The 24,607-nt window shown below is 61.7% G+C and carries 24 protein-coding genes; 20 read left to right on the top strand and 4 right to left on the bottom strand.

Annotated features, from left to right (window positions below):
* Positions 1-2 precede the first annotated feature (2 nt).
* Positions 3-626: a lysophospholipid acyltransferase family protein gene (locus N7333_RS08965; protein ID WP_129484056.1), complete on the top strand. Its 624-nt coding sequence runs from the start codon at positions 3-5 to the stop codon at positions 624-626.
* Between the two features lies 1 nt (position 627).
* A complete protein-coding gene (locus tag N7333_RS08970) occupies positions 628-1,560 on the top strand; it encodes a phosphatidate cytidylyltransferase (RefSeq protein ID WP_129484058.1) in 933 nt (310 codons plus the stop codon).
* A gap of 266 nt (positions 1,561-1,826) precedes the next feature.
* Here the strand turns inward: N7333_RS08970 and gyrB are convergent, their stop codons facing one another.
* Genes gyrB through dnaA form a run of 4 tightly spaced genes read right to left on the bottom strand, consistent with a single transcriptional unit; the run spans position 1,827 to position 7,991 of the window.
* Complete coding sequence (gyrB, locus tag N7333_RS08975) at positions 1,827-4,247, bottom strand: DNA topoisomerase (ATP-hydrolyzing) subunit B (protein ID WP_096825028.1); 2,421 nt, start codon at positions 4,245-4,247, stop codon at positions 1,827-1,829.
* A 4-nt stretch (positions 4,248-4,251) separates the two neighbouring features.
* Positions 4,252-5,355, bottom strand: a complete 1,104-nt coding sequence (recF, locus tag N7333_RS08980; RefSeq protein WP_011920364.1) for a DNA replication/repair protein RecF — start codon at positions 5,353-5,355, stop codon at positions 4,252-4,254.
* A 7-nt stretch (positions 5,356-5,362) separates the two neighbouring features.
* Positions 5,363-6,466 carry a DNA polymerase III subunit beta gene (gene dnaN / locus N7333_RS08985; RefSeq protein WP_003246702.1) on the bottom strand — a complete coding sequence of 368 codons (1,104 nt, stop codon included), beginning with the start codon at positions 6,464-6,466 and terminating at the stop codon, positions 5,363-5,365.
* A gap of 34 nt (positions 6,467-6,500) precedes the next feature.
* Positions 6,501-7,991, bottom strand: a complete 1,491-nt coding sequence (gene dnaA / locus N7333_RS08990) for a chromosomal replication initiator protein DnaA (RefSeq protein WP_041772768.1) — start codon at positions 7,989-7,991, stop codon at positions 6,501-6,503.
* 518 nt (positions 7,992-8,509) lie between these two features.
* On the opposite strand from dnaA, the gene rpmH reads away from it, so the two are divergent.
* The 18 genes from rpmH (at position 8,510) to N7333_RS09080 (ending at position 24,555) form a co-directional block, all read left to right on the top strand.
* Positions 8,510-8,644, top strand: a complete 135-nt coding sequence (gene rpmH / locus N7333_RS08995) for a 50S ribosomal protein L34 (protein ID WP_003246698.1) — start codon at positions 8,510-8,512, stop codon at positions 8,642-8,644.
* 13 nt (positions 8,645-8,657) lie between these two features.
* Positions 8,658-9,062 carry a ribonuclease P protein component gene (gene rnpA / locus N7333_RS09000; protein ID WP_003246694.1) on the top strand — a complete coding sequence of 135 codons (405 nt, stop codon included), beginning with the start codon at positions 8,658-8,660 and terminating at the stop codon, positions 9,060-9,062.
* Positions 9,055-9,300 carry a membrane protein insertion efficiency factor YidD gene (yidD, locus tag N7333_RS09005; protein ID WP_129483755.1) on the top strand — a complete coding sequence of 82 codons (246 nt, stop codon included), beginning with the start codon at positions 9,055-9,057 and terminating at the stop codon, positions 9,298-9,300. Before rnpA ends, yidD begins: the two co-directional genes overlap by 8 nt.
* A 2-nt stretch (positions 9,301-9,302) precedes the next feature.
* A complete protein-coding gene (yidC, locus tag N7333_RS09010; RefSeq protein ID WP_129483754.1) occupies positions 9,303-11,048 on the top strand; it encodes a membrane protein insertase YidC in 1,746 nt (581 codons plus the stop codon).
* Positions 11,049-11,210: 162 nt separating this feature from the next.
* Complete coding sequence (gene mnmE, locus N7333_RS09015; protein ID WP_129483753.1) at positions 11,211-12,578, top strand: tRNA uridine-5-carboxymethylaminomethyl(34) synthesis GTPase MnmE; 1,368 nt, start codon at positions 11,211-11,213, stop codon at positions 12,576-12,578.
* A gap of 605 nt (positions 12,579-13,183) precedes the next feature.
* Positions 13,184-15,076 carry a tRNA uridine-5-carboxymethylaminomethyl(34) synthesis enzyme MnmG gene (gene mnmG, locus N7333_RS09020; protein WP_096825034.1) on the top strand — a complete coding sequence of 631 codons (1,893 nt, stop codon included), beginning with the start codon at positions 13,184-13,186 and terminating at the stop codon, positions 15,074-15,076.
* A complete protein-coding gene (rsmG, locus tag N7333_RS09025; protein WP_177491283.1) occupies positions 15,073-15,720 on the top strand; it encodes a 16S rRNA (guanine(527)-N(7))-methyltransferase RsmG in 648 nt (215 codons plus the stop codon). Before mnmG ends, rsmG begins: the two co-directional genes overlap by 4 nt.
* An 11-nt stretch (positions 15,721-15,731) precedes the next feature.
* A complete protein-coding gene (locus N7333_RS09030) occupies positions 15,732-16,520 on the top strand; it encodes a ParA family protein (RefSeq protein WP_003241395.1) in 789 nt (262 codons plus the stop codon).
* 11 nt (positions 16,521-16,531) lie between these two features.
* Positions 16,532-17,401, top strand: a complete 870-nt coding sequence (locus N7333_RS09035; protein ID WP_003241393.1) for a ParB/RepB/Spo0J family partition protein — start codon at positions 16,532-16,534, stop codon at positions 17,399-17,401.
* Between the two features lie 131 nt (positions 17,402-17,532).
* On the top strand, positions 17,533-17,922 hold the full coding sequence (locus tag N7333_RS09040) for a F0F1 ATP synthase subunit I (protein WP_012020335.1): 390 nt from the start codon (positions 17,533-17,535) through the stop codon (positions 17,920-17,922).
* A gap of 24 nt (positions 17,923-17,946) precedes the next feature.
* The gene (gene atpB, locus N7333_RS09045; protein WP_003241389.1) at positions 17,947-18,765 is read left to right on the top strand and encodes a F0F1 ATP synthase subunit A; all 819 of its coding nucleotides are present in this window, start codon (positions 17,947-17,949) and stop codon (positions 18,763-18,765) included.
* Positions 18,766-18,818: 53 nt separating this feature from the next.
* Positions 18,819-19,058 carry a F0F1 ATP synthase subunit C gene (gene atpE, locus N7333_RS09050; protein WP_224490516.1) on the top strand — a complete coding sequence of 80 codons (240 nt, stop codon included), beginning with the start codon at positions 18,819-18,821 and terminating at the stop codon, positions 19,056-19,058.
* Between the two features lie 84 nt (positions 19,059-19,142).
* The gene (locus N7333_RS09055) at positions 19,143-19,613 is read left to right on the top strand and encodes a F0F1 ATP synthase subunit B (protein WP_003241385.1); all 471 of its coding nucleotides are present in this window, start codon (positions 19,143-19,145) and stop codon (positions 19,611-19,613) included.
* Between the two features lie 12 nt (positions 19,614-19,625).
* The gene (locus N7333_RS09060; protein WP_003241383.1) at positions 19,626-20,162 is read left to right on the top strand and encodes a F0F1 ATP synthase subunit delta; all 537 of its coding nucleotides are present in this window, start codon (positions 19,626-19,628) and stop codon (positions 20,160-20,162) included.
* Between the two features lie 15 nt (positions 20,163-20,177).
* Positions 20,178-21,722 (top strand): F0F1 ATP synthase subunit alpha, encoded by a 1,545-nt coding sequence (gene atpA / locus N7333_RS09065; protein ID WP_003241381.1) that lies wholly within the window; start codon positions 20,178-20,180, stop codon positions 21,720-21,722.
* Positions 21,723-21,770: 48 nt separating this feature from the next.
* Positions 21,771-22,634, top strand: coding sequence for a F0F1 ATP synthase subunit gamma (atpG, locus tag N7333_RS09070; RefSeq protein ID WP_003241379.1), 864 nt, complete (start codon positions 21,771-21,773; stop codon positions 22,632-22,634).
* 30 nt (positions 22,635-22,664) lie between these two features.
* Positions 22,665-24,041 (top strand): F0F1 ATP synthase subunit beta, encoded by a 1,377-nt coding sequence (gene atpD, locus N7333_RS09075; RefSeq protein WP_003241377.1) that lies wholly within the window; start codon positions 22,665-22,667, stop codon positions 24,039-24,041.
* A 79-nt stretch (positions 24,042-24,120) separates the two neighbouring features.
* Entirely contained in the window at positions 24,121-24,555 is a 435-nt protein-coding gene (locus N7333_RS09080; protein WP_003241375.1) for a F0F1 ATP synthase subunit epsilon, read from the top strand.
* Positions 24,556-24,607 lie beyond the last annotated feature (52 nt).

A 24,607-nucleotide genomic window follows, 5' to 3' on the forward strand; every position in this document is an offset into this window, starting at 1 on the left:
CCATGCTCGCCGCATTGACCGCTTTCGCCATCACCTCGGCAGCTCGCCTGCTGACCGGCGCACGAGCCCTTTGGCTCGGCAGTACCGCGCAGGCGACCCAGCGCCTGTACTACGCCAACCACAGCAGCCACGGCGACTTCGTCCTGCTCTGGGCCTCGCTGCCGCCGGAGCTGCGCAAACGCACCCGGCCGGTGGCCGGCGCCGACTACTGGCAGAAGCCGGGCGTGCGCAGCTTCCTGATCAATAACGTGTTCAACGGCGTGCTGGTCGACCGCGAACGCAAGGAGGCAGGCGTCAACCCGCTACAGGCGATGCTCGACGCGCTGGATGGCGGCGACTCACTGATCATCTTCCCCGAGGGCACGCGCAATCTTGGCGACGAGCCGTTGCTGCCCTTCAAGAGCGGCCTTTATCACCTGGCTCAGGCGCGCCCGGACGTGGAACTGGTGCCGGTGTGGATCGCCAACCTCAACCGGGTCATGCCCAAGGGCAGAGCGCTGCCACTGCCGCTGCTGTGCACCCTGAGCTTCGGCGCGGCACTGGAGCCCATCGAGGGGGAGGGCAAGGAGGCCTTCCTGGAACGCGCTCGTAACGCCCTGCTGGCACTGGCACCCGAGGAGGCCTGAGATGGATAACAACACTTTGCTGCTGTTCGCCGGTATCGGTGCCCTGTTGTTGCTGGCCAGCCTGGTCGGCTTCGTCCTCAAGCGGCGCAGTGGCGATCAACCCAACCCGGTGGTCGACAACCTCAACGCGCGGATCAATGCCTGGTGGGTGATGGTGCTGGTGATCGGCATCGCTTTCCTGTTTGGCAACAACGGCGTGATCCTGCTGTTCTACTTCGTCTCCTTCTATGCCCTGCGTGAGTTCATGACGCTGACGCCGACCCGGCGCAGCGATTACCCGGCGCTGGTGGCGGCCTTCTACTTCGCCCTGCCGATGCAGTACCTGCTGATCGCCTTCGGCTGGTACGGCCTGTTCGCCATCTTCATCCCGGTCTATCTGTTCCTGCTGCTGCCGATCCTGGCTTCGCTGGGCGGCGACACCACCCGCTACCTCGAGCGTGCGGCCAAGGTGCAGTGGGGCTTGATGATCGCCGTGTACTGCATCTCCTCGGTACCGGCCCTGCTGACCCTGGACATTCCCGGCTACGAGGGGCGCAACCTGCTGCTGATCGCCTGGCTGATCATCGTCGTGCAGCTCTCCGACGTGCTGCAGTACGTGTGCGGCAAGCTGTTCGGCAAGCACAAGATCGCCCCCAGCCTGTCGCCCTCGAAGACCGTGGAAGGCTTCGTCGGCGGCGTCGCCCTGGCCACGCTGATTGGCGGCCTGCTGTGCTGGATTACTCCCTTCGCCTTCTGGCAGGCAGCGCTCTTCGCCCTGCTGGTATGCCTGCTCGGCTTCGCCGGTGGCCTGGTGATGTCGGCGATCAAGCGCGACCGCGGGGTGAAGGACTGGGGCCATATGATCGAAGGCCATGGCGGCATGCTCGACCGCCTGGACTCCGTATGTTTCGCCGCACCGGTGTTCTTCCATATGGTGCGTTACTGGTGGGCCTAGGGAGGGCCCGCCGTTTTCGCAGGCAACAAAAAACCCGCCGAGGCGGGTTTTTTCATGACCTTCCGACATCCTGTCGTTTGCCTTCCTGGCGCGGTCTGTCTTCCTTGACTCGGGATATCCATTTCCCGGTACGTGTGCTTAGAGTAACCAAGCTTCGCAGACGAGGGCAGAAGCCCTTTGCGCCTCGGTTTGTAAGCCTTTTGCCATAGGGCAAAAAAAAAGAACCCCAGCACAAGGCCGGGGTTCGCTTTTGTACGGCGAGCGAATCAGAAGTCCAGATTCGACACTGCCAGGGCATTGGACTCGATGAAGTCGCGGCGCGGCTCCACGGCGTCGCCCATCAGGGTGTTGAAAATCTGGTCCGCCGCGATGGCGTCTTCGATGGTCACCTTGAGCATGCGACGCACTTCCGGATCCATGGTGGTTTCCCACAGCTGATCCGGGTTCATTTCGCCGAGCCCCTTATAGCGCTGGATGCTGTGGCGCTTGGTGCTCTCGGCCATCAGCCAGTCCAGCGCTTCCTTGAAGGTCGCCACCGGCTTCTTGCGCTCACCGCGCTGTACGTAGGCACTGTCTTCCAGCAGGTTGTTCAGCTGGTCGCCCAGGGCCGTGACTGTCCTGTAGTCATTGCTGGCGAAGAAGTCGCGGTTGAAGGTGGTGTAGCTGGAAAGACCATGCGCCTTGACCTCTACCTCAGGCAGCCAGACATGGCGCTCGCGGTCTTCGCGCAGGCTGGCAGTGTAGGTCTGGCCGGACTTTTCCATCGTCTTCAGACGCGCGCTGAACTGCTCCAGCCAGGCCTGCATGCCGGCATGATCAGCTAGCTGTTCAAGGCCGATGCGCGGCAGGTAGACGAAGTGCTCGGTGATTTCCTTCGGATACACGCGCGACAGGCGGTCCAGGGTCTTCATCACGCCGCGGTATTCACCAACCAGCTTCTCCAGAGCACCGCCGGACAGGCCAGGAGCGTTCTCGTTGACGTGCAGGCTGGCGTCTTCCAGGGCCGACTGGGTCATGTATTCGTCCATGGCCTCGTCGTCCTTGATGTACTGCTCCTGCTTGCCCTTCTTCACCTTGTACAGCGGCGGCTGGGCGATGTAGACGTAGCCACGCTCGATCAGCTCCGGCAGCTGACGGAAGAAGAAGGTCAGCAGCAGGGTACGGATGTGCGAACCGTCAACGTCAGCATCGGTCATGATGATGATGTTGTGGTAGCGCAGCTTGTCGATGTTGTACTCCTCGCGACCGATACCGCAGCCCAGTGCGGTGATCAGGGTGCCGACTTCGGCAGAGGAGAGCATCTTGTCGAAGCGCGCCTTCTCGACGTTGAGGATCTTGCCCTTGAGCGGCAGGATCGCCTGGGTCTTGCGGTTACGGCCCTGCTTGGCAGAACCGCCCGCGGAGTCACCCTCCACGATGTAGAGTTCGGACAGCGCCGGGTCTTTTTCCTGGCAGTCGGCCAGTTTGCCGGGCAGACCGGCAATGTCCAGAGCGCCCTTGCGGCGGGTCATCTCACGCGCCTTGCGCGCCGCTTCACGGGCACGGGCGGCGTCGATCATCTTGCCGACCACGGCCTTGGCTTCGTTGGGATTCTCCAGCAGGAAGTCGGCAAAGTACTTGCCCATCTCCTGCTCGACAGCGGTTTTCACCTCGCTGGAAACCAGCTTGTCCTTGGTCTGCGAGCTGAATTTCGGGTCCGGCACCTTCACCGAGATGATCGCGGTCAGGCCTTCACGGGCGTCATCGCCAGTGGTGGCGACCTTGAACTTCTTCGCCAGACCTTCCTGCTCGATGTAGTTGTTCAGGTGGCGGGTGAGGGCAGAGCGGAAGCCTGCCAGGTGGGTGCCACCGTCACGCTGCGGAATGTTGTTGGTGAAGCAGAGGATGTTCTCGTTGAAGCTGTCGTTCCACTGCAGGGCCACTTCCACGCCAACGCCATCTTCCTCACGCTGGATGTTGAAGTGGAATACCTGGTTCACCACGTTCTTGTTGGTGTTTAGGTACTCGACGAAGGCCTTCAGACCGCCTTCGTACTTGAACAGCTCTTCCTTGCCGGAACGCTCGTCACGCAGCAGGATGCCCACGCCGGAGTTGAGGAACGACAGCTCGCGCAGACGCTTGGCCAGGATGTCCCAGCTGAAATGGATGTTGCTGAAGGTCTCGGCAGATGCCTTGAAGTGAATCTCGGTACCAGTGCCATCGGTGTCGCCGACAGTCGCCAGCGGCGCTTGCGGCACGCCGTGGTGATAGATCTGCTCCCACACCTTGCCAGCGCGGCGGATGGTCAGGCGCAGCTCTTCGGACAGCGCGTTCACCACCGATACACCCACGCCGTGCAGACCGCCGGACACCTTGTAGGTGTTGTCATCGAACTTACCGCCGGCGTGCAGCACGGTCATGATGACCTCGGCCGCGGAAACGCCTTCTTCCTTGTGGATGTCCACCGGAATGCCGCGACCGTTGTCGCGTACGCTGATCGATTCGTCAGGGTGAATAGTGATGACGATCTCGCTGCAATAGCCGGCCAGCGCTTCGTCGATAGAGTTATCGACCACCTCGAACACCATGTGGTGCAGACCACTGCCATCGTCAGTGTCACCGATGTACATCCCGGGACGTTTGCGTACGGCGTCCAGTCCTTTCAGCACCTTGATGCTGGAGGAGTCGTACGTTTGATTCTCGCTCATGCCTTCACTCCCGATGGTCTTGGGTCTGGGTGATACGGCCATGTTCCACGTGGAACATGGCAACCGGCGTATCCGTGTGCCAGCCTTCCCTCAACAATTCATGATCCACACAGGTGATGAACACCTGGCAGTGCAAATCTTCCAGCAACCGGCACAATGCCTGACGATGCTGTTCATCCAGTTCCGACGGTAAATCGTCCACCAGATAGATACATTGGCCACGCTTGGCTTCATTGACCAAATGGCCCTGGGCGATGCGCAACGCACACACCACCAGTTTCTGCTGTCCTCGCGACAGGATTTCCGCCGCGTTATGTCCCGCAAGCCGCAAGCGCAGATCGGCGCGCTGCGGTCCGGCCTGGGTATGCCCGAGCTGTTGATCACGAAGGAGAGACGAGGCGAGCACTTCGCTCAGCTCACGATCCTTGTCCCAGCCGCGGTAATAGCTCAGGGTCAGCCCTTCCAGCTGCAGCAGTTCCGCCAACGTGCGTTCGAACACCGGTTTCAGCGCCTGGATATAGGCTCTACGGTAGGTGTCGATCTCCTGGCTCGCACTGCACAGCTCTCGGTCCCATGCGGCCTGCGAAGCACCGTCAAGTGTACCATGGCGCAGCCACGAGTTCCGCTGCCGCAGGGCTTTCTGCAGGCGTTGCCAGGCCCCGAGAAAACGATGTTCCACGTGGAACACACCCCAATCGAGAAACTGCCTGCGAATCTTCGGTGCGCCTTCCAGCAAGCGAAAGCTGTCCGGGTTGATCAACTGCAAGGGCAACAGATCGGCCAGCTGCGCAGCGCTGCGCGCATTCTGCCCATCGATACGAATCTGCAGCTCGCCCTGACGGTCACGCGAAATCCCCAGATTGCTGGAACCACCTTCAGCCAACTGCACCTGACCGAAAACGGTACAGGCCGGTTGTTCGTAATGGATGACAGGCTGCAGGCGGGTGCTGCGGAAGGAGCGGGCGAGGCCGAGCAGATGAATGGCCTCGAGCACGCTGGTCTTGCCGCTGCCGTTGGCGCCGTGAAGGATGTTGATGCGGGGGGAGGGGGAGAGGGTCACCGGGTGCAGGTTGCGCACCGCGGTGACCATGATGCGGCTCAGGGACATTAAAGGCTTAGAGCCTCATCGGCATGACGACATAGGCCGAATCATCGTTGTCGGCTTCCTGCAGCAGGGCACTGCTGTTGGAATCAGACAGGATCAGGCGTACCTGCTCGGTGCCCATCACGCCCAGTACGTCCAGCAGGTAGCTGACGTTGAAACCGATTTCCAGACCGCCGCCAGCGTAGTCGACGACGATCTCCTCCTCGGCCTCTTCCTGCTCCGGGTTGTTAGCCTGGATCTTCAGCAGGCCGGCAGCCAGGGTCAGACGAATGCCACGGTACTTCTCGTTGGACAGGATCGCGGTACGGCTGAAGGCCTCACGCAGGCCCTGACGGTCGGCCAGCACCAGCTTGTCACCGCCACGCGGCAGCACGCGCTCGTAATCCGGGAACTTGCCGTCCACCAGCTTCGAGGTGAAGGTGAACTCGCCGGTGTTGGCGCGAATGTGGTGCTGCCCCAGCACGATGGCGACTTCGGCATCCTGCTCGGTGAGCAGACGGGCCAGCTCGAGAATACCTTTGCGCGGCACGATCACCTGATGCTTGCCGTCCTGCTGGATGGCCGCCTCCATGGAGCACATCGCCAGACGGTGACCGTCGGTGGCGACGGCGCGCAGCATGCCGCTCTGCACTTCCAGCAGCATGCCGTTGAGGTAGTAGCGCACGTCCTGCTGGGCCATGGCGAAGCTGGTGCGTTCGATCAGACGACGCAGCTTGGCCTGCGGCAGGTTGAAGGTCAGCGAACCCGGACCTTCCTCGACGGTGGGGAAGTCGTTGGCGGGCAGCGTCGACAGGGTGAAACGACTGCGCCCGGCCTTGACCAGCAGCTTCTGGTCATCGACGCGGATATCGATCAGCGCATCGCTCGGCAGGCTCTTGCAGATATCCATCAGCTTGCGCGCCGGTACGGTGATTTCGCCCGGCTCGGCAGCGTCCTCGAGGGTGACGCGGCCAACCAGCTCGACCTCCAGGTCGGTACCGGTAAGCGAGAGCTGCTGGCCTTCGACCACCAGCAGGACGTTGGACAACACCGGCAGCGTCTGGCGTCGTTCCACGACACCGGCGACCAGTTGCAGGGGTTTCAACAGGGCTTCGCGTTGAATGGTGAAATGCATGGTCTAGTCCCTTGCCTCGTGGAGCTGCATTGAATCAGGTAGTGAGGGTGCGCAGCAGGTTCTTGTAGTCCTCGCGGATGTCCGCGTCGGATTCCCTAAGTTCAGCAATCTTACGGCATGCGTGCAATACCGTGGTGTGATCGCGACCGCCGAAGGCCACACCGATTTCCGGCAGGCTGTGGTTGGTCAGCTCCTTCGACAATGCCATGGCCACCTGGCGTGGCCGGGCGATGGAGCGTGAGCGACGCTTGGACAGCAGATCGGAAATCTTGATCTTGTAGTACTCGGCCGTGGTGCGCTGGATATTGTCGATGCTGACCAGCTTGTCCTGCAGGGCCAGCAGATCCTTGAGCGATTCGCGGATCAGCTCGATGGTGATATCGCGGCCCATGAAGTGCGAGTGGGCGATCACCCGTTTCAGCGCACCTTCCAGCTCACGCACGTTGGAGCGAATGCGCTGGGCAATGAAGAATGCGGCATCGTGCGGCAGCTCGACCTTGGCCTGGTCGGCTTTCTTCATCAGGATCGCCACACGGGTTTCCAGCTCCGGCGGCTCGACGGCCACGGTCAGGCCCCAGCCGAAACGAGACTTCAAGCGCTCTTCCAGGCCTTCGATCTCCTTCGGGTAGCGGTCGCTGGTGAGGATCACCTGCTGGCCGCCTTCGAGCAGGGCGTTGAAGGTATGGAAGAACTCTTCCTGGGAGCGCTCTTTCTTGGCGAAGAACTGGATATCGTCGATCAGCAGCGCGTCCACCGAACGGTAGAAGCGTTTGAATTCGTTGATGGCGTTGAGCTGCAGCGCCTTGACCATGTCGGCGACGAAGCGCTCGGAATGCAGGTACACCACCTTGGCGTTGGGGTTCTTCGCCAGCAGGTGGTTACCCACGGCGTGCATCAGGTGCGTCTTGCCCAGGCCCACGCCGCCATAAAGGAACAGCGGGTTGTAACCGTGCTTGGGATTGTCTGCCACCTGCCAGGCAGCGGCGCGCGCCAATTGGTTGGACTTGCCCTCGACGAAATTGTCGAAGGTGAAGGTGCGGTTGAGGTAACTGGTGTGCTTGAGCCCGCCCTCGACCTGCACGGTGCGCTCGGCACGCGGTGCGACGGCTGGGGTCGGTGGCTGCGGCGCGGCACCGGCCATGGAGTCGAAGCTGGCGCGCGAGGGTTCTTCCTGGGCGGGCGGTGGTACCGGCTTGCTCGCCGTGGCGGCTGCCTGCACCTGCGCTGCACGCGCTGCGGCAGGCAAGGGCGCGGTAGGTGCGACCCGAGCGGTAGCCGCTCGCTTGCTGCCTATCAATAAGGAAAGCGCCGGCACCAGGCCCCCGGCGCGCTCACCCAGCAACTCGAGCAGGCGGCTCAGGTACTTTTCGTTGACCCAGTCGAGCACGAAACGATTGGGCGCGTAGACACGCAGCTCGTCGCCTTCGGCTTCGACCTGCAGAGGACGGATCCAGGTGTTGAATTGCTGAGCCGGCAATTCGTCGCGCAGAAGCTCGACGCACTGCTGCCATAGTTCCACTGACACTGACTATCCCCTATCCAGGCGGCGATGCAAAAACAGCGGCTATTGTAGCGAGCAACGCCCGAGTTATCCACACGCCAGGCGCTAGATGGCCAAGTAAAATCAAAGCCTTAGTTACATTCATCAGACTTATCAGGATAGACCTGAGCCTTGTGGATAAGCGCCCCGCAAGTCTCTGTACAAGCCTGGGGAAGAATGCCCGGATAACCCGGCTGTGGGTAAAGACGCGTTTGGCCCCCAGCTTGTGGGCAGGCTTCGCACAGCTCGAGCACCTCTTTTGGACAGCCTTGTCATCGCCGCTCGAGCAGTGGCAACGGGGCACCAGAGCACTTGTCCACAGATCGTCTCGGCACCAATAGTCATCAATTCAGAAAGAGAGCTTTAAAGATTTCCTTCTTTCTATTCCTATCTGGCGAATAAGGCTGGTTGGAAATTGACCTACCGCGCGGCTTTCTCTAGAATTGCCGGTCTCTTTAAACCAGGGTCATTCCGACCCTAGTCGATCACCCAGGTAACGCACCATGAAACGCACTTTCCAACCCAGCACCATCAAGCGCGCTCGTACCCACGGTTTCCGTGCCCGCATGGCCACCAAGAACGGCCGTGCCGTCCTGTCGCGTCGTCGCGCCAAGGGCCGCAAGCGTCTGACTGTCTAATTCATCCAGACAGGTGGTGAGTCGAGGCTTCGGCCGGGAAAAGCGACTGCTGACTCCCCGGCAATTCAAGGCAGTCTTCGACTCCCCAAGCGGCAAAGCTCCGGGCAAAAGTGTCCTGCTGCTAGCGCGCGATAACCAGCTTGATCATCCCCGCCTAGGTCTGGTGATCGGCAAGAAGAGCGTCAAGCTCGCCGTCGAGCGCAACCGCATCAAGCGTCAAATCCGCGAATCCTTTCGGCTCAACCAGGACAACCTGGTGGGCTGGGATATCGTGGTGGTCGCCCGCAAGGGGTTAGGCGATCTGGAGAATGGCGAACTCGCTCAGCAGTTCGGCAAGCTCTGGAAACGCCTGGCCCGTAGCCGGCCCAGTCGCGACGCAGACGTCTCCCCCGGGACAAGCGACAATCCCCATGCGTAAAGCGGCCCTAGCCTGCATTCAGGTGTATCGCTATGCCATCAGCCCACTGATGGTCAGCCACTGTCGCTTCTATCCCAGCTGTTCCTGCTATGCCTACGAAGCCATCGAGCAACATGGCTTCCTGCGTGGTGGCTGGCTGGCAGCGCGCCGTCTCGGTCGCTGCCACCCCTGGAATCCCGGCGGTTACGACCCGGTTCCCCCCGCAAAAACCTCCCGTTCCCCTTCGATGGCCGAATAATCATGGATATCCAACGCTCGATCCTGATCGTCGCCCTGGCAGTCGTGTCCTACCTCATGGTCCTGCAATGGAACGAGGACTATGGTCAGGCTGCTCTGCCGGCCGAGGTAAGTTCCTCGACCGCCGCGACGCCCGCCCTGCCCGATACGCCTGCAGCTACTGCCAGCACTGGCAGCGACGACATCCCCACTGCCGTGGCCGAGCCCACTGCGGCTGCCGTTGCGCCGACTGCAGCGGCCAGCGATGAGCTGATCCGCGTCAAGACCGATGTGCTCGACCTGGCCATCGACCCGCGTGGTGGCGACATCGTGCAGCTGCGTCTGCCGCAGTACCCGCGTCGTCAGGACCGCCCGGACGTGCCGTTTCAGCTGTTCGACAACGGCAGCGAGCGTACCTACCTGGCCCAAAGCGGCCTGATCGGCCAGAACGCGCCGGACAAGTCAAGCGGCCGTGCCCTGTGGTCCAGCGAGAAGCAGAGCTATGCAATGGCCGACGGCCAGGACAGCCTGGTGGTCGATCTCACCTATAGCGAGAACGGCGTCAGCTACATCAAGCGCTACAGCTTCAAGCGCGGCCTCAACCCGCAGTGCTCGGCGCGCGAGCAACAGCTGAAGAAGCCGGGCTGCGTCGATCCGTCCGCCTACCAGGTCGATGTGCGCTACCTGATCGACAACCAGAGCGACCAGGCCTGGAGCGGCAACCTGTTCGCCCAGCTCAAGCGCGACAACAGCGGCGACCCGTCCTCCACCACCGCAACCGGCACCGCAACCTACCTGGGCGCCGCGCTGTGGACCAGTGACGAGCCGTACAAGAAGGTGTCGATGAAGGACATCGACAAGCAGTCCTTCAAGGAAACCGTGCAGGGCGGCTGGGTCGCCTGGCTGCAGCACTACTTCGTCACCGCCTGGGTACCGAGCAAGGACAGCACCAACCTGGTCCAGACCCGCAAGGACAGCCAGGGCAACTACATCGTCGGCTTCACCGGTCCGGCCGTACAGGTCGCTGCCGGCGCGCAGGGCGAAACCGGCGCGATCCTCTATGCCGGTCCCAAGCTGCAGGAGCACCTGGGCAAGCTGTCCCCGGGCCTGGAGCTGACCGTCGACTACGGCTTCCTGTGGTTCCTGGCGCAGCCGATCTTCTGGCTGCTGGAAGTGATCCACGGCCTGCTCGGCAACTGGGGTTGGTCGATCATCGTCCTGACCATCATCATCAAGCTGATCTTCTTCCCGCTGTCGGCCGCCAGCTACCGCTCGATGGCTCGCATGCGCGCCGTTTCGCCGAAACTGCAGGCGCTGAAGGAGCAGCATGGTGACGATCGCCAGAAGATGTCCCAGGCGATGATGGAGCTGTACAAGAAAGAGAAGATCAACCCGCTGGGCGGCTGCCTGCCGATCCTCGTGCAGATGCCGGTATTCCTTGCCCTGTACTGGGTGCTGCTGGAATCCGTGGAAATGCGTCAGGCCCCGTGGATGTTCTGGATCACCGACCTGTCGATCAAGGATCCGTTCTTCATCCTGCCGATCATCATGGGCGCCACCATGTTCATCCAGCAGCAGCTCAACCCGACGCCGCCGGATCCCATGCAGGCCCGTGTGCTGAAGCTGATGCCGATCATCTTCACCTTCTTCTTCCTGTGGTTCCCGGCAGGTCTGGTGCTGTACTGGGTGGTCAACAACATCCTGTCCATCGGTCAGCAGTGGTACATTACGCGCAAGATCGAAGCCGCAGCGAAACCGGCCAACGCCTGATTCGCCAAGCTTCCAAGCAACACGCAAACGCCCCATGATTGGGGCGTTTTGCTATCCAAGCATTTGTCGTAGGGCACACGAATCTCTGTTCACAAGCGTTGCGAGCAGAGAACCGGGCTTCCCCCGCTCCTACAGCCACCCGTACACACCGAGTAGACCGCCATGAACCACGCCCGAGACACCATCGCCGCCGTCGCCACCGCCCAGGGTCGGGGCGGCGTGGGTATCGTGCGCGTGTCCGGACCGCTGGCCGGGCAGCTGGCCCAGGGCATCTGCCGACGTGAGCTGAAGCCGCGCTTCGCCCATCACGGGCCGTTCTACGGCACCAACGAGCTGACCCTGGACGAAGGCCTGGCCATCTACTTCCCCGGCCCGAACTCCTTCACCGGCGAAGACGTGCTCGAGCTGCAGGGCCATGGCGGCCCGGTGGTGCTCGATCTGCTGCTGCGCCGCTGCCTGGAGCTGGGCGCGCGCCTGGCACGCCCGGGTGAGTTCAGCGAGCGCGCCTTTCTCAACGACAAGCTCGACCTGGCCCAGGCCGAAGCCATCGCCGACCTGATCGAGGCCAGCTCCGAACAGGCCGCGCGCAATGCGCTGCGATCGCTGCAGGGCGAATTCTCCAGACGCGTGCATGCACTGACCGAATCCCTGATCCAGCTGCGCATCTACGTCGAGGCCGCCATAGATTTTCCCGAAGAGGAGATCGACTTCCTCGCCGATGGTCATGTGCTGAGCCAGCTCGATAGCGTGCGCGCCGACTTATCCACAGTGCTGCGCGAAGCCGGCCAGGGTGCCCTGCTGCGCGACGGCATGACGGTGGTCATCGCCGGCCGGCCCAATGCCGGCAAGTCCAGTCTGCTCAATGCCCTGGCTGGGCGCGAAGCAGCCATCGTCACCGATATCGCCGGCACCACCCGCGATGTGCTGCGTGAACATATCCACATCGACGGCATGCCGCTGCACGTGGTCGACACCGCCGGCCTGCGCGACACCGACGACCAGGTCGAGCGCATCGGTGTGGAGCGCGCGCTCAAGGCTATCGGCGAGGCCGACCGGGTGTTGCTGGTGGTGGACTCCACCGCGCCGGAAGCGGCCGATCCCTTCGCCTTGTGGCCGGAGTTCCTCGAACAGCGCCCGGACCCGGCGCGGGTCACCCTGATCCGCAACAAGGCCGACCTGTCCGGCGAGGCGGTCACGTTGCAAACCAGCGCCGATGGCCATGTCACCCTCAGCCTGTCGGCCAAGTCGGCGGATGGTCTGGAGCTGCTGCGCGAACACCTGAAAGCCTGCATGGGTTATCAACAGACCGCCGAGAGCGGTTTCAGCGCTCGCCGCCGCCACCTAGAAGCGCTGCATCAGGCCGAGCAGTACCTCGAGCACGGCCGCAACCAGCTCACCCTGATGGGCGCCGGCGAGCTGCTGGCCGAGGACCTGCGCATGGCCCAACAGGCCCTGGGCGAGATCACCGGCGCCTTCAGCAGCGACGACCTGCTGGGGCGAATCTTCTCCAGCTTCTGCATCGGCAAATAGAAAACCGCTGAGTCGCAAGACAAGCGCCGCGCGCACGAACAAGGCGCGCCTTCGTTCCTTGGCGCGTCACATTCCCCGATGAACCTCAATCGATATCCTGGATTTCATCCGGGCTACGGGCGTTCGCCTGCAGCACATGAAGCTGTTTTCGACTTATTCAACGCCCAGATAAACCCTGTGGAAAACCGCCCCTGAGCCCTGCTCATAAGCCTCTGACAAAGCTGGGCGTAAATCCCCCTGTGGACAACTGGTACTTCCATCCACAGTGGTTCAGCAGCTTTCCCAGCGGAACCGAGCAGGAACGGCACAGGCTTATCATCCGCTGTACACCTGCAATGACGGGGCTCTCAGCACCTTATCCACAGAATTGCCTTGCACCATACATAAACATAAAGAACAAGCTTTATAAAAATTCTCTCTTTCTATTTTCTATAAGCAGGCTTGAACGCTCCGAGGCGAGAAGTGTTCAGGAAGGCTGATCCGGTTGTACGGATCAGCCAGGAAGATTGGCTATTTTCTGTGCAGAAGGCTTCATTCAAGAGGCCGAAGTCCCTATACTTGCCGCCTTTCTTTCAGACCCCTTTTCAACAGGCACGAGGTGCGTGGTGGATTTCCCTTCCCGTTTTGACGTGATCGTGATCGGCGGCGGTCATGCCGGTACCGAGGCAGCCCTGGCTGCAGCACGCATGGGCGTGAAGACCCTGCTGCTCACCCACAATGTCGAGACCCTTGGCCAGATGAGCTGCAACCCGGCCATCGGTGGTATCGGCAAGAGCCATCTGGTCAAGGAAATCGATGCTCTCGGCGGGGCCATGGCCACTGCCACCGACAAGGGCGGGATCCAGTTCCGTATCCTCAACAGCCGCAAGGGCCCGGCCGTTCGCGCCACTCGTGCCCAGGCCGACCGCGTGCTGTACAAGGCCGCGGTACGCGAGATCCTGGAAAACCAGGCCAATCTGTGGATTTTTCAACAGGCAGCCGATGACCTGATTGTGGAAAACGCCCAGGTCAAAGGCGTCGTCACCCAGATGGGGCTCAGGTTCCATGCGGATTCCGTGGTGTTGACCACAGGCACCTTCCTCGGCGGACTTATCCACATCGGTCTGCAGAACTACTCCGGCGGCCGTGCTGGTGATCCGCCCTCCATCGCTCTGGCGCATCGCCTGCGTGAACTGCCACTGCGGGTTGGCCGTCTTAAAACCGGTACACCGCCACGCATCGATGGCCGCTCTGTGGATTTCTCGGTGATGACCGAGCAGCCAGGCGACACCCCGACGCCGCTGATGTCCTTTCTCGGCAAGCGTGAGCATCAGCCCAAGCAGATCAGCTGCTGGATCACCCACACCAACGCGCGCACCCACGAGATCATCGCCGCCAACCTCGACCGCTCGCCGATGTATTCCGGTGTCATCGAAGGCGTCGGTCCGCGTTACTGCCCGTCGATCGAGGACAAGATCCACCGCTTCGCCGACAAGGACAGCCACCAGGTATTCATCGAGCCCGAGGGGCTGACCACCCACGAGCTGTATCCCAACGGCATCTCCACTTCGCTGCCGTTCGACGTGCAGCTGCAGATCGTGCGCAGCATCCGCGGCATGGAGAACGCCCATATCGTGCGTCCCGGCTACGCCATCGAATACGACTTCTTCGACCCGCGCGACCTCAAGTACAGCCTGGAGACCAAGGTCATCGGCGGGCTGTTCTTCGCCGGGCAGATCAATGGCACCACCGGCTACGAAGAAGCCGGCGCCCAGGGCCTGCTGGCCGGCTGCAACGCGGCCTTGCGCGCGCAGGGCAAGGAAGCCTGGTGCCCGCGGCGTGACGAGGCCTATATCGGCGTGCTGGTCGACGACCTGATCACCCTGGGCACCCAGGAGCCGTACCGCATGTTCACCTCGCGCGCCGAATACCGGCTGATCCTGCGCGAGGACAATGCCGACCTGCGCCTGACCGAGAAGGGCCGCGAGCTGGGCCTGGTGGACGACGAGCGCTGGGCCGCCTTCGAGGCCAAGCGCGAAGGCATCGTCCGGGAAGAACAACGCCTGAAGAGCACCTGGGTGCGCCCGGGCACGCCGCAGGGCGATGCCATCGCTGCGCGCTTCGGCACGCCGCTGGCCCACGAGTACAACCTGCTCAACCTGCTCGCTCGCCCGGAGATCGATTACGCGGCCCTGGCGGAAATCACCGAATCTCCGGCTGTGGATAACCAGGTGGCCGAGCAGGTCGAGATCAAGACCAAGTACGCCGGCTACATCGATCGCCAGCAGGACGAGATCGCCAGGCTGCGCGCCAGCGAAGACACCAGGCTGCCGGAAGACCTGGACTACAGCGCCATTTCCGGCCTGTCCAAGGAGATCCAGTTCAAGCTCGGCAACACCCGCCCGGCCACGCTCGGCCAGGCCGGCCGCATCCCCGGGGTCACCCCGGCGGCGATTTCCCTGTTGCTGATTCACCTGAAAAAGCGCAGCGCCGGCCAGAAGCTGGAGCAGAGCGCCTGATGTCGGTCACTCAGCGTCACGCCGAAGAACTGCTGCAGGGCGCTCGCGAGCTGGGCATCGAGCTCAGCGAGCGGCAGCAGGAACAACTGCTCGCCTACCTGGGCCTGCTGATCAAGTGGAACAAGGCCTACAACCTCACCGCGGTGCGCGACCCGGACGAAATGGTGTCGCGTCATCTGCTCGACAGTCTGTCGGTGGTGCCATTCGTTGCCGAGCGTGGGGATAACTGGCTGGATGTCGGCAGCGGCGGCGGCATGCCCGGTATTCCCCTGGCGATCATGTTTCCCGAGCGGCGTTTCACCCTGCTCGACTCCAACGGCAAGAAGACCCGTTTTCTCGTCCAGGTGAAGCTGGAGCTGAAACTCGCCAACCTCGAGGTGGTCCACAGCCGGGTCGAAACCTATCGCCCCGAGCAGCCGTTCGACGGCATCAGCTCGCGGGCCTTCAGCAGCCTGCAGGACTTCAGCGACTGGACCCGCCACCTGGGCAGTGCCGACACCCACTGGCTGGCCATGAAGGGCGTGCACCCGGACGACGAGCTGCAGGCCCTGCCGGCGGACTTCCGTCTCGATGCCACCCATGTGCTGCGGGTTCCCGGTTGCCAAGGCCAGCGCCATCTGTTGATACTGCGTCGCTCGGTCTAAGGGGAAAGAAGATGGCCAAGGTATTCGCGATCGCCAACCAGAAAGGCGGCGTGGGCAAAACCACGACGTGCATCAACCTGGCCGCTTCGCTGGTGGCGACCAAGCGTCGCGTGCTGCTGATCGACCTCGACCCGCAGGGCAACGCCACCATGGGCAGCGGTGTGGACAAGCACGGGCTGGAGCACTCGATCTACGACGTGCTGATCGGCGAATGCGACCTGAGCCAGGCCATGCAGTTCTCCGAGCACGGCGGCTATCAGCTGCTGCCGGCCAACCGCGACCTGACCGCCGCCGAAGTCGCCCTGCTCGAGATGAAGATGAAGGAAAGCCGCCTGCGTTATGCCCTGGCGCCGATCCGCGAGAACTACGACTACATCCTCATCGACTGCCCGCCGTCGCTGAACATGCTGACCATCAACGCCTTGGTCGCTGCCGACGGCGTGATCATCCCCATGCAGTGCGAGTACTACGCGCTCGAGGGCCTGTCCGATCTGGTCAACAGCATCCAGCGCATCGGTCAGCTGCTCAATCCCAAGCTGCAGATCGAAGGTCTGCTGCGCACCATGTACGACCCGCGCATCAGCCTGACCAACGACGTCACGGCTCAGCTCAAGGAACACTTCGGCGACAAGCTGTACGACGCCGTGATCCCGCGCAACGTGCGCCTGGCCGAGGCGCCGAGTTTCGGCATGCCGGCGCTGGTCTACGACAAACAATCCCGTGGTGCCATCGCCTACCTGGCCTTGGCCGGCGAGCTGGTGCGCCGTCAGCGTGCCGCCGCGAAAACCGCTACCGCTTAAGGAACAACCGCATGGCTGCGAAGAAACGAGGTCTGGGTCGAGGTCTGGACGCCCTGCTCGGTGGCAACACCGTCAGCGCACTGCAGGAAGAGGCCGCCCAGGTCGATACGCGCGAATTGCAGTACGTGCCGCTGGATCTGATCCAGCGCGGCAAGTACCAGCCGCGCCGCGACATGGATCAGACCGCACTGGAAGAACTCGCCGCCTCCATTCGCGCCCAGGGCGTGATGCAGCCCATCGTGCTGCGCCCCATCGGCGGTGGCCGTTTCGAGATCGTCGCCGGTGAGCGGCGCTGGCGGGCCAGCCAGTTGGCCGGTCAGGACAAGATTCCGGCCATGGTCCGTGAGCTGCCCGATGAAGCCGCCATCGCCATGGCGCTGATCGAGAACATCCAGCGCGAAGACCTCAATCCGATCGAGGAAGCCGTGGCCCTGCAGCGCCTGCAGCAGGAATTCGAGCTGACCCAGCAACAGGTCGCCGATGCCGTCGGCAAGTCGCGCGTCACCATCACCAACCTGCTGCGCCTGATCGCCCTGCCCGAAGAGATCAAAACCCTGCTCGCCCATGGCGACCTGGAGATGGGTCATGCCCGTGCGCTGCTCGGTCTGCCCCTGGAACAGCAGATCGAGGCGGCGCGACATGTTGTCGCACGTGGCCTGACCGTTCGTCAGACCGAGGCCCTGGTGCGCCAGTGGCTGAGCGCCAAACCGGCGCCGGCCAAGGCCAAGGCCGATCCGGACATCAGTCGCCTGGAACAGAAGCTCGCAGAGCGTCTGGGCTCACCGGTGCAGATCAAGCACGGGAGCAAGGGCAAGGGGCAGTTGGTGATCCGCTACAACTCCCTCGATGAACTGCAGGGTGTACTGGCGCACATTCGTTGAAACAATTCAGTCTGTAGTCCTAATCGCCTCCTACTACAGCACGGTTGATCGGGCGCTGGGAGGCCCATATACTCCCCGCGCAATTTTGTCGGCTACAGGCCGAGATTCGGCGGCTTTGCAGGGAGAGGTCGATGGGCATCCCGAGTAAGGCCCCGTTTCATCGTCAGCCCGGTTTTCCGATCCTGATTCTTCAGGCCATCGTGACGGCTGTGAGCGCAGTGGTTTTTGCCGTCAGTGTCGGGTGGGTTGCGGCTTATTCGATATTGCTGGGAGGGCTGATCGCCCTGCTGGCCAACGCGTATTTTGCATTCAAGGCCTTTCGTTATTTTGGCGCGCGTTCGGCCAAGGCCATCGTCCAGTCGATCTGGGCCGGGGCCATGGGTAAATGGATTATCACGGCAGTGCTGTTTGCACTGACGTTCGTAGGGGTTGAACCACTGGAACCGATGATGCTGTTCATCGGTTATCTGCTTGCCCTTCTGGCGGCAGCCTGTGCGCCCCTGCTCATGAAAGTTTTCTGAAGCATTGGACCGTTTGAGGCGTTTATGGCTGATACCCCAGCAGAATATATCCAGCATCACCTGCAGAACCTGGTCTACGGCTCGCATCCGGAAAAGGGCTGGATCATTGCCCAGACCCCGGAAGAAGTGAAAGCGATGGGCTTCTGGGCTGTCCACGTGGACACTCTGGGCTGGTCGCTGTTCATGGGCCTGATCTTCATCACCCTGTTCCGCATGGCCGCCAAGAAGGCCGTGACCGGCGTTCCTTCCGGTCTGCAGAACATGGCCGAGATGTGCATCGAGTTCGTCCAGGGCATCGTCAAGGACACTTTCCACGGCAAGAACCCGCTGGTTGCGCCGCTGGCCCTGACCATCTTCGTCTGGGTGTTCCTGATGAACAGCCTGAAGTGGATCCCGGTCGACTACATCCCCGGTCTGGCTCATGCCATGGGGCTGCCCTACTTCAAGATCGTCCCCACCGCCGACCCCAACGGTACCTTCGGTATCTCCCTGGGCGTGTTCCTGCTGATCATCTTCTACAGCATCAAGGTCAAGGGCGTTGGCGGCTTTACCAAGGAACTGTCGTTCACCCCGTTCAATCACTGGGCGCTGATTCCTTTCAACCTGTTCCTGGAAATCATCGGCCTGCTGACCAAGCCGCTGAGCCTGGCCCTGCGTCTGTTCGGCAACATGTATGCCGGTGAAGTGGTGTTTATCCTGATCGCGCTGCTGCCCTTCTACGTTCAGTGGGGCCTCAACGTGCCGTGGGCTATCTTCCACATCCTGGTCATCCCGCTGCAGGCGTTCATTTTCATGGTGCTGACCGTGGTTTATCTGAGTGCTGCGCACGAAGATCACCACTGATCGACACCGAAAACCCGAAAACCCCTAACTCGTAACCTTAACCTCTAAAAACTCTGGAGCTAACTATGGAACTCGTCTACATCGCCGCTGCCATCATGATCGGTCTGGGTGCCCTGGGTACCGGTATCGGCTTCGCCCTGCTGGGCGGCAAGCTGCTGGAATCCACCGCTCGCCAGCCTGAGCTGGGCCCGCAGCTGCAAACCAAGACCTTCCTGATGGCCGGTCTGCTCGACGCCGTTCCGATGATCGGCGTGGGTATCGCGATGTACCTGATCTTCGTTGTCGCGGGTTAAGAGCTCCTGAGTTCGAGGCAGCATGCGTGCTGCCTCTTCAGGCTTTTCTTCCCCGGAACACGAGATAGCACGAGGTAAATCGCTGTGAACATTAACCTGACCCTGTTCGGTCAAACGATTGCCTTCGCTATTTTCGTCTGGTTCTGCATGAAGTTCGTATGGCCGCCGCTGACGCAGGCCATGCAGGAACGCCAGAAGAAAATCGCAGAAGGTCTGGATGCTGCCGGGCGCGCCGAGCGTGATCTGCAGTTGGCCCAGGAACGCGCTGCCCAGATGCTTCGTGACACCAAAGAGCAAGCTGCCGAGATTCTCGATCGGGCGAACAAGACCGCCAACGCGATCGTCGAGGAAGCCAAGGCCCAGGCCCGCTCCGAAGGTGAAAAGTTGATCGCAGGCGCCAAAGCCGAAATCGATCTGGAAGTGAACCGTGCCAAGGATCAACTGCGTGCACAGGTAGCAGCTCTGGCTGTCACCGGCGCCGAGCAGATCCTGCAGTCCTCCGTGGACGGCGCTGCGCACAACGATCTGGTCGCAAAACTGGCCTCTCAACTCTAAGCGAGGCTCGCGATGATCAATACCAACACGCTCGCTCGGCCCTACGCGAAAGCCGCGTTTGAGTTTGCCAGTGCTGCACAGCAGGCCGACGCCTGGCTGAACATGCTGTCGCTTTCCGCGGCTGCCGTTCAGACCTCGGCCGTGGCTCAGCAGTTGGTCAACCCGGCGTTGACCGATGAGCAGAAAGTCAATGTACTGGCGCAGATCTGTGCCGGGCACATCGACGCTTCGTTCAGCAACTTCCTGCGCTCGCTGGGTAGCAACGACCGACTGTCGCTGCTGCCGGTGGTACGCGAACAATTCGCCGTGCTGAAGGCTGAAGCCGAACGCGCCCTCGATGTCGAGGTCGAGTCGGCTTTCGAGCTCAATGCCGAACAATTGCAAACTCTGGCTGCCGCCCTTTCCAAGCGGCTCGATCGCACCGTCCAGCCCAAGCCCGTGGTCAATCCCGCCCTGATCGGCGGCGTTGTCATTCGTGCAGGTGACCTGGTCATCGACGGTTCGGTCCGCGGCAAGCTGAACAAGCTGGCCGAAGCGTTGAAATCCTGATTTGAGGGAACTGGCATGCAGCAACTGAATCCTTCCGAAATTAGCGAAATCATCAAGCAGCGCATTGAGTCGCTTGATGTAACCGCTCAAGCCCGTAATGAAGGCACCATCGTCAGCGTTTCCGACGGTATCGTGCGCATCTACGGCCTCGCCGACGTGATGTACGGCGAGATGATCGAATTCCCTGGTGGCGTGTACGGCATGGCCCTGAACCTGGAGCAAGACTCCGTGGGTGCCGTGGTACTGGGTAGCTACCTGACCCTCGCCGAAGGCATGAGCGCCAAGTGCACCGGCCGCATCCTGGAAGTCCCGGTTGGTCCGGAACTGCTGGGCCGTGTGGTTGACGCACTGGGCAACCCGATCGATGGCAAAGGCCCGATCAACGCCGCCGCCAGCGACGCCGTTGAAAAGGTTGCGCCGGGCGTGATCTGGCGTAAGTCGGTCGACCAGCCGGTACAGACCGGTTACAAGTCCGTCGATGCCATGATTCCGGTAGGCCGTGGCCAGCGCGAGCTGATCATCGGTGACCGTCAGATCGGTAAGACTGCTCTGGCCGTCGACGCCATCATCAACCAGAAAGACAGCGGCATCCGCTGCGTCTACGTCGCCGTAGGTCAGAAGCAGTCGACCATCGCCAACGTGGTACGCAAGCTGGAAGAAGCTGGCGCCCTGGCCAACACCATCGTGGTTGCAGCTTCGGCTTCCGAATCCGCTGCCCTGCAGTTCCTGGCTCCGTACGCCGGCTGCACCATGGGTGAATACTTCCGCGACCGCGGTGAAGATGCCCTGATCGTGTACGACGACCTGTCCAAGCAGGCCGTTGCCTACCGTCAGATCTCCCTGCTGCTGCGCCGTCCGCCAGGCCGTGAAGCCTACCCGGGCGACGTGTTCTATCTCCACAGCCGTCTGCTGGAGCGCGCTTCCCGCGTTTCCGAAGAGTACGTCGAGAAGTTCACCAATGGCGCCGTGAAGGGCAAGACTGGCTCGCTGACCGCTCTGCCGATCATCGAAACCCAGGCCGGTGACGTTTCCGCGTTCGTTCCGACCAACGTGATTTCCATCACCGACGGTCAGATCTTCCTGGAATCGGCCATGTTCAACTCGGGTATCCGTCCGGCCGTCAACGCCGGTATCTCGGTATCCCGCGTCGGTGGCGCGGCTCAGACCAAGATCATCAAGAAGCTCTCCGGTGGTATCCGTACCGCTCTGGCTCAGTACCGTGAACTGGCGGCATTCGCCCAGTTCGCTTCTGACCTGGACGAAGCCACCCGCAAGCAGCTTGAGCATGGTCAGCGCGTAACCGAGCTGATGAAGCAGAAGCAGTATGCGCCGATGTCCATTGCCGAAATGTCGGTGTCCCTGTACGCAGCCGAGCGCGGCTTCCTGCAGGACGTCGAAGTCGCCAAGATCATCAGCTTCGAGCAGGCCCTGATCGCCTTCTTCAAGCGTGATCACGCCGACCTGATGGCGAAGATCAACGAGAAGGGTGACTTCAACGACGAAATCGACGCTGGCCTGAAAGCCGGTATCGAGAAGTTCAAGGCCACCCAAACCTGGTAACCGCAGCGGGGGCTTCGGCCCCCGCCTGCTTGAACCAAAAGGTGTGAAATGGCAGGCGCAAAAGAGATTCGCAGCAAGATTGCGAGCATCAAAAGCACGCAAAAGATCACCAGCGCCATGGAAAAAGTGGCGGTCAGCAAAATGCGCAAGGCTCAACAGCGCATGGCTGCCGGTCGCCCCTACGCCGAGCGTATTCGTCAGGTGATCGGTCACCTGGCCAAGGCGAACCCGGAATACCGCCACTCGTTCATGGTGGAGCGTGATGTAAAGCGCGTCGGTTATATCGTGGTGACCTCGGATCGTGGTCTGTGCGGTGGCTTGAACATCAACCTGTTCAAGGCGCTGTTGAAAAGCCTGAAGGAATGGCGCGACCAGAAGGTCGACGCCGATTTCTGCGTGGTGGGCAGCAAGGGCGCGAGCTTCTTCCGCAGCAACGGGGGCAACGTGGTTGCCGCCATCAGCAAGCTGGGTGAAGAGCCGTCCATCAACGACCTGATCGGTAGCGTCAAGGTCGTGCTGGATGCCTACGCCGAAGGCCGTATCGACCGCCTCTACCTGGTATCGAACAAGTTCGTGAACACCATGGTGCAGAAGCCGGAAGTGCAGCAGTTGTTGCCGCTGGCCGCGAGCGAAGAGCAAGGGGTACAGAAGGGTCTGTGGGACTACGTGTACGAGCCGGACGCCCAGCAGCTGCTGGATGCGCTGCTGGTCCGCTACGTGGAGTCGCAGGTCTATCAGTCCGTGGTCGAGAACAGCGCGTGCGAACAGGCCGCGCGGATGATCGCCATGAAGAACGCAACCGACAACGCCGGCAACCTGATCAGCGATCTGCAGCTGATCTACAACAAGGCGCGTCAGGCTGCGATCACCCAGGAAATCTCGGAAATCGTCGGCGGCGCTGCCGCGGTTTAAGAACGGTTCAAATATTCAGAGGAACCAAAGATGAGTAGCGGACGTATCGTTCAAATCATCGGCGCCGTTATCGACGTGGAATTCCCGCGCGATCAGGTACCGAACGTCTACGAAGCCCTGAAGGTACAGGGCGCTGAAACCACTCTGGAAGTCCAGCAGCAGCTGGGCGACGGCGTGGTACGTACCATTGCCATGGGTTCGACCGAAGGCCTCAAGCGTGGCCTGGACGTCAGCAGCACCGGCAAGGCCATCTCCGTACCGGTCGGTAAAGCGACCCTGGGCCGGATCATGGACGTGCTGGGCAACCCGATCGACGAAGCCGGCCCCATCGGTGAAGAAGAGCAGTGGGAAATCCACCGCCCGGCGCCGAGCTACGCCGAGCAAGCCGGCGGCAACGATCTGCTGGAAACCGGTATCAAGGTAATCGACCTGGTCTGCCCGTTCGCCAAGGGCGGTAAGGTCGGCCTGTTCGGTGGTGCCGGTGTGGGCAAGACCGTAAACATGATGGAGCTGATCCGTAACATCGCCATCGAGCACAGCGGTTATTCCGTGTTCGCCGGTGTGGGTGAGCGTACTCGTGAGGGTAACGACTTCTACCACGAGATGAAGGACTCCAACGTTCTCGACAAGGTAGCCCTGGTCTACGGTCAGATGAACGAGCCACCAGGCAACCGTCTGCGCGTCGCGCTGACCGGCCTGACCATGGCCGAGAAGTTCCGTGACGAAGGTCGCGACGTTCTGCTGTTCGTCGACAACATCTACCGTTACACCCTCGCCGGTACCGAAGTATCCGCACTGCTCGGCCGTATGCCGTCGGCAGTAGGTTACCAGCCGACTCTGGCCGAGGAGATGGGCGTTCTGCAGGAGCGTATTACCTCCACCAAGAAAGGCTCGATCACCTCGATCCAGGCCGTCTACGTACCTGCGGACGACCTGACCGACCCGAGCCCGGCGACCACCTTCGCCCACTTGGACGCCACCGTCGTACTGTCCCGTGATATCGCTTCCCTGGGTATCTACCCGGCCGTTGACCCGCTGGACTCCACCAGCCGTCAGCTGGACCCGAACGTGATCGGTCAGGAGCACTACGAGACCGCTCGTGGCGTTCAGTATGTTCTGCAGCGCTACAAGGAGCTGAAGGACATCATCGCGATCCTGGGTATGGACGAACTGTCCGAAGACGACAAGCTGCTGGTAGCGCGCGCTCGTAAGATCCAGCGCTTCCTGTCCCAGCCGTTCTTCGTGGCTGAAGTCTTCACCGGTGCCCCGGGCAAGTACGTGTCCCTGAAGGACACCATTGCCGGCTTCAGCGGCATTCTCAAAGGCGACTACGACCACCTGCCGGAACAAGCGTTCTACATGGTAGGCGGCATCGACGAAGCCATCGAGAAAGCCAAGAAACTGTAAGTAACGGGTGCGCCCTCTAGGGGGCGTCCGGGCCGGATAGGGCAGCTGCCTTGTCCGGCCTCTCAACCGAGGCATTGTTATGGCTATGTCAGTCCACTGCGATATCGTCAGTGCGGAAGAAGAGCTGTTCTCGGGGCTGGTGGAAATGGTCATCGCCCACGGTCACCTCGGTGACCTGGGTATCCTGCCGGGCCACACCCCGCTGCTGACCGATCTCAAGCCGGGTCCGGTGCGAGTGATCAAGCAGGGTGGCACCGAGGAGGTGTTCTACATCTCCGGTGGCTTCCTGGAAGTTCAGCCGAGCATGGTGAAGGTTCTTGCCGACACCGCCGTTCGTGCCGGCGACCTGGATGAAGCCGCTGCCATCGAGGCGCGCAAGGCTGCCGAGAAGGCGCTGAGCGAGAAGGGCACCGAGTTCGACTACGGCAGTGCTTCGGCACGCCTGGCCGAGGCTGCTGCCCAGCTGCGCACCATCGAAGAGATGCGCAAGAAGTTCGGTGGTCGCGTCCGCTGACGCTGTATCGCGGTATCACGCAAGGGGCGACTTAGGTCGCCCCTTTGCGTTT

The sequence above is a fragment of the Pseudomonas sp. GD04158 genome (assembly GCF_029834875.1).
GTDB classification, from domain to species: Bacteria; Pseudomonadota; Gammaproteobacteria; order Pseudomonadales; family Pseudomonadaceae; genus Aquipseudomonas; species Aquipseudomonas hydrolytica.

Bases quoted from the DNA above. Each gene is read 5' to 3' on its own strand.
- yidC (WP_129483754.1), top strand. From the start codon at position 9,303: ATGGATATCCAACGCTCGATCCTGATCGTCGCCCTGGCAGTCGTGTCC.
- rpmH (WP_003246698.1), top strand. From the start codon at position 8,510: ATGAAACGCACTTTCCAACCCAGCACCATCAAGCGCGCTCGTACCCAC.
- N7333_RS09040 (WP_012020335.1), top strand. From the start codon at position 17,533: ATGGGCATCCCGAGTAAGGCCCCGTTTCATCGTCAGCCCGGTTTTCCG.
- atpB (WP_003241389.1), top strand. From the start codon at position 17,947: ATGGCTGATACCCCAGCAGAATATATCCAGCATCACCTGCAGAACCTG.
- N7333_RS09035 (WP_003241393.1), top strand. From the start codon at position 16,532: ATGGCTGCGAAGAAACGAGGTCTGGGTCGAGGTCTGGACGCCCTGCTC.
- N7333_RS09060 (WP_003241383.1), top strand. From the start codon at position 19,626: ATGATCAATACCAACACGCTCGCTCGGCCCTACGCGAAAGCCGCGTTT.
- N7333_RS09080 (WP_003241375.1), top strand. From the start codon at position 24,121: ATGGCTATGTCAGTCCACTGCGATATCGTCAGTGCGGAAGAAGAGCTG.
- recF (WP_011920364.1), bottom strand. From the start codon at position 5,355: ATGTCCCTGAGCCGCATCATGGTCACCGCGGTGCGCAACCTGCACCCG.
- atpG (WP_003241379.1), top strand. From the start codon at position 21,771: ATGGCAGGCGCAAAAGAGATTCGCAGCAAGATTGCGAGCATCAAAAGC.
- N7333_RS08965 (WP_129484056.1), top strand. From the start codon at position 3: ATGCTCGCCGCATTGACCGCTTTCGCCATCACCTCGGCAGCTCGCCTG.
- mnmE (WP_129483753.1), top strand. From the start codon at position 11,211: ATGAACCACGCCCGAGACACCATCGCCGCCGTCGCCACCGCCCAGGGT.
- gyrB (WP_096825028.1), bottom strand. From the start codon at position 4,247: ATGAGCGAGAATCAAACGTACGACTCCTCCAGCATCAAGGTGCTGAAA.
- atpA (WP_003241381.1), top strand. From the start codon at position 20,178: ATGCAGCAACTGAATCCTTCCGAAATTAGCGAAATCATCAAGCAGCGC.
- yidD (WP_129483755.1), top strand. From the start codon at position 9,055: ATGCGTAAAGCGGCCCTAGCCTGCATTCAGGTGTATCGCTATGCCATC.
- dnaN (WP_003246702.1), bottom strand. From the start codon at position 6,466: ATGCATTTCACCATTCAACGCGAAGCCCTGTTGAAACCCCTGCAACTG.
- N7333_RS08970 (WP_129484058.1), top strand. From the start codon at position 628: ATGGATAACAACACTTTGCTGCTGTTCGCCGGTATCGGTGCCCTGTTG.
- N7333_RS09030 (WP_003241395.1), top strand. From the start codon at position 15,732: ATGGCCAAGGTATTCGCGATCGCCAACCAGAAAGGCGGCGTGGGCAAA.
- atpD (WP_003241377.1), top strand. From the start codon at position 22,665: ATGAGTAGCGGACGTATCGTTCAAATCATCGGCGCCGTTATCGACGTG.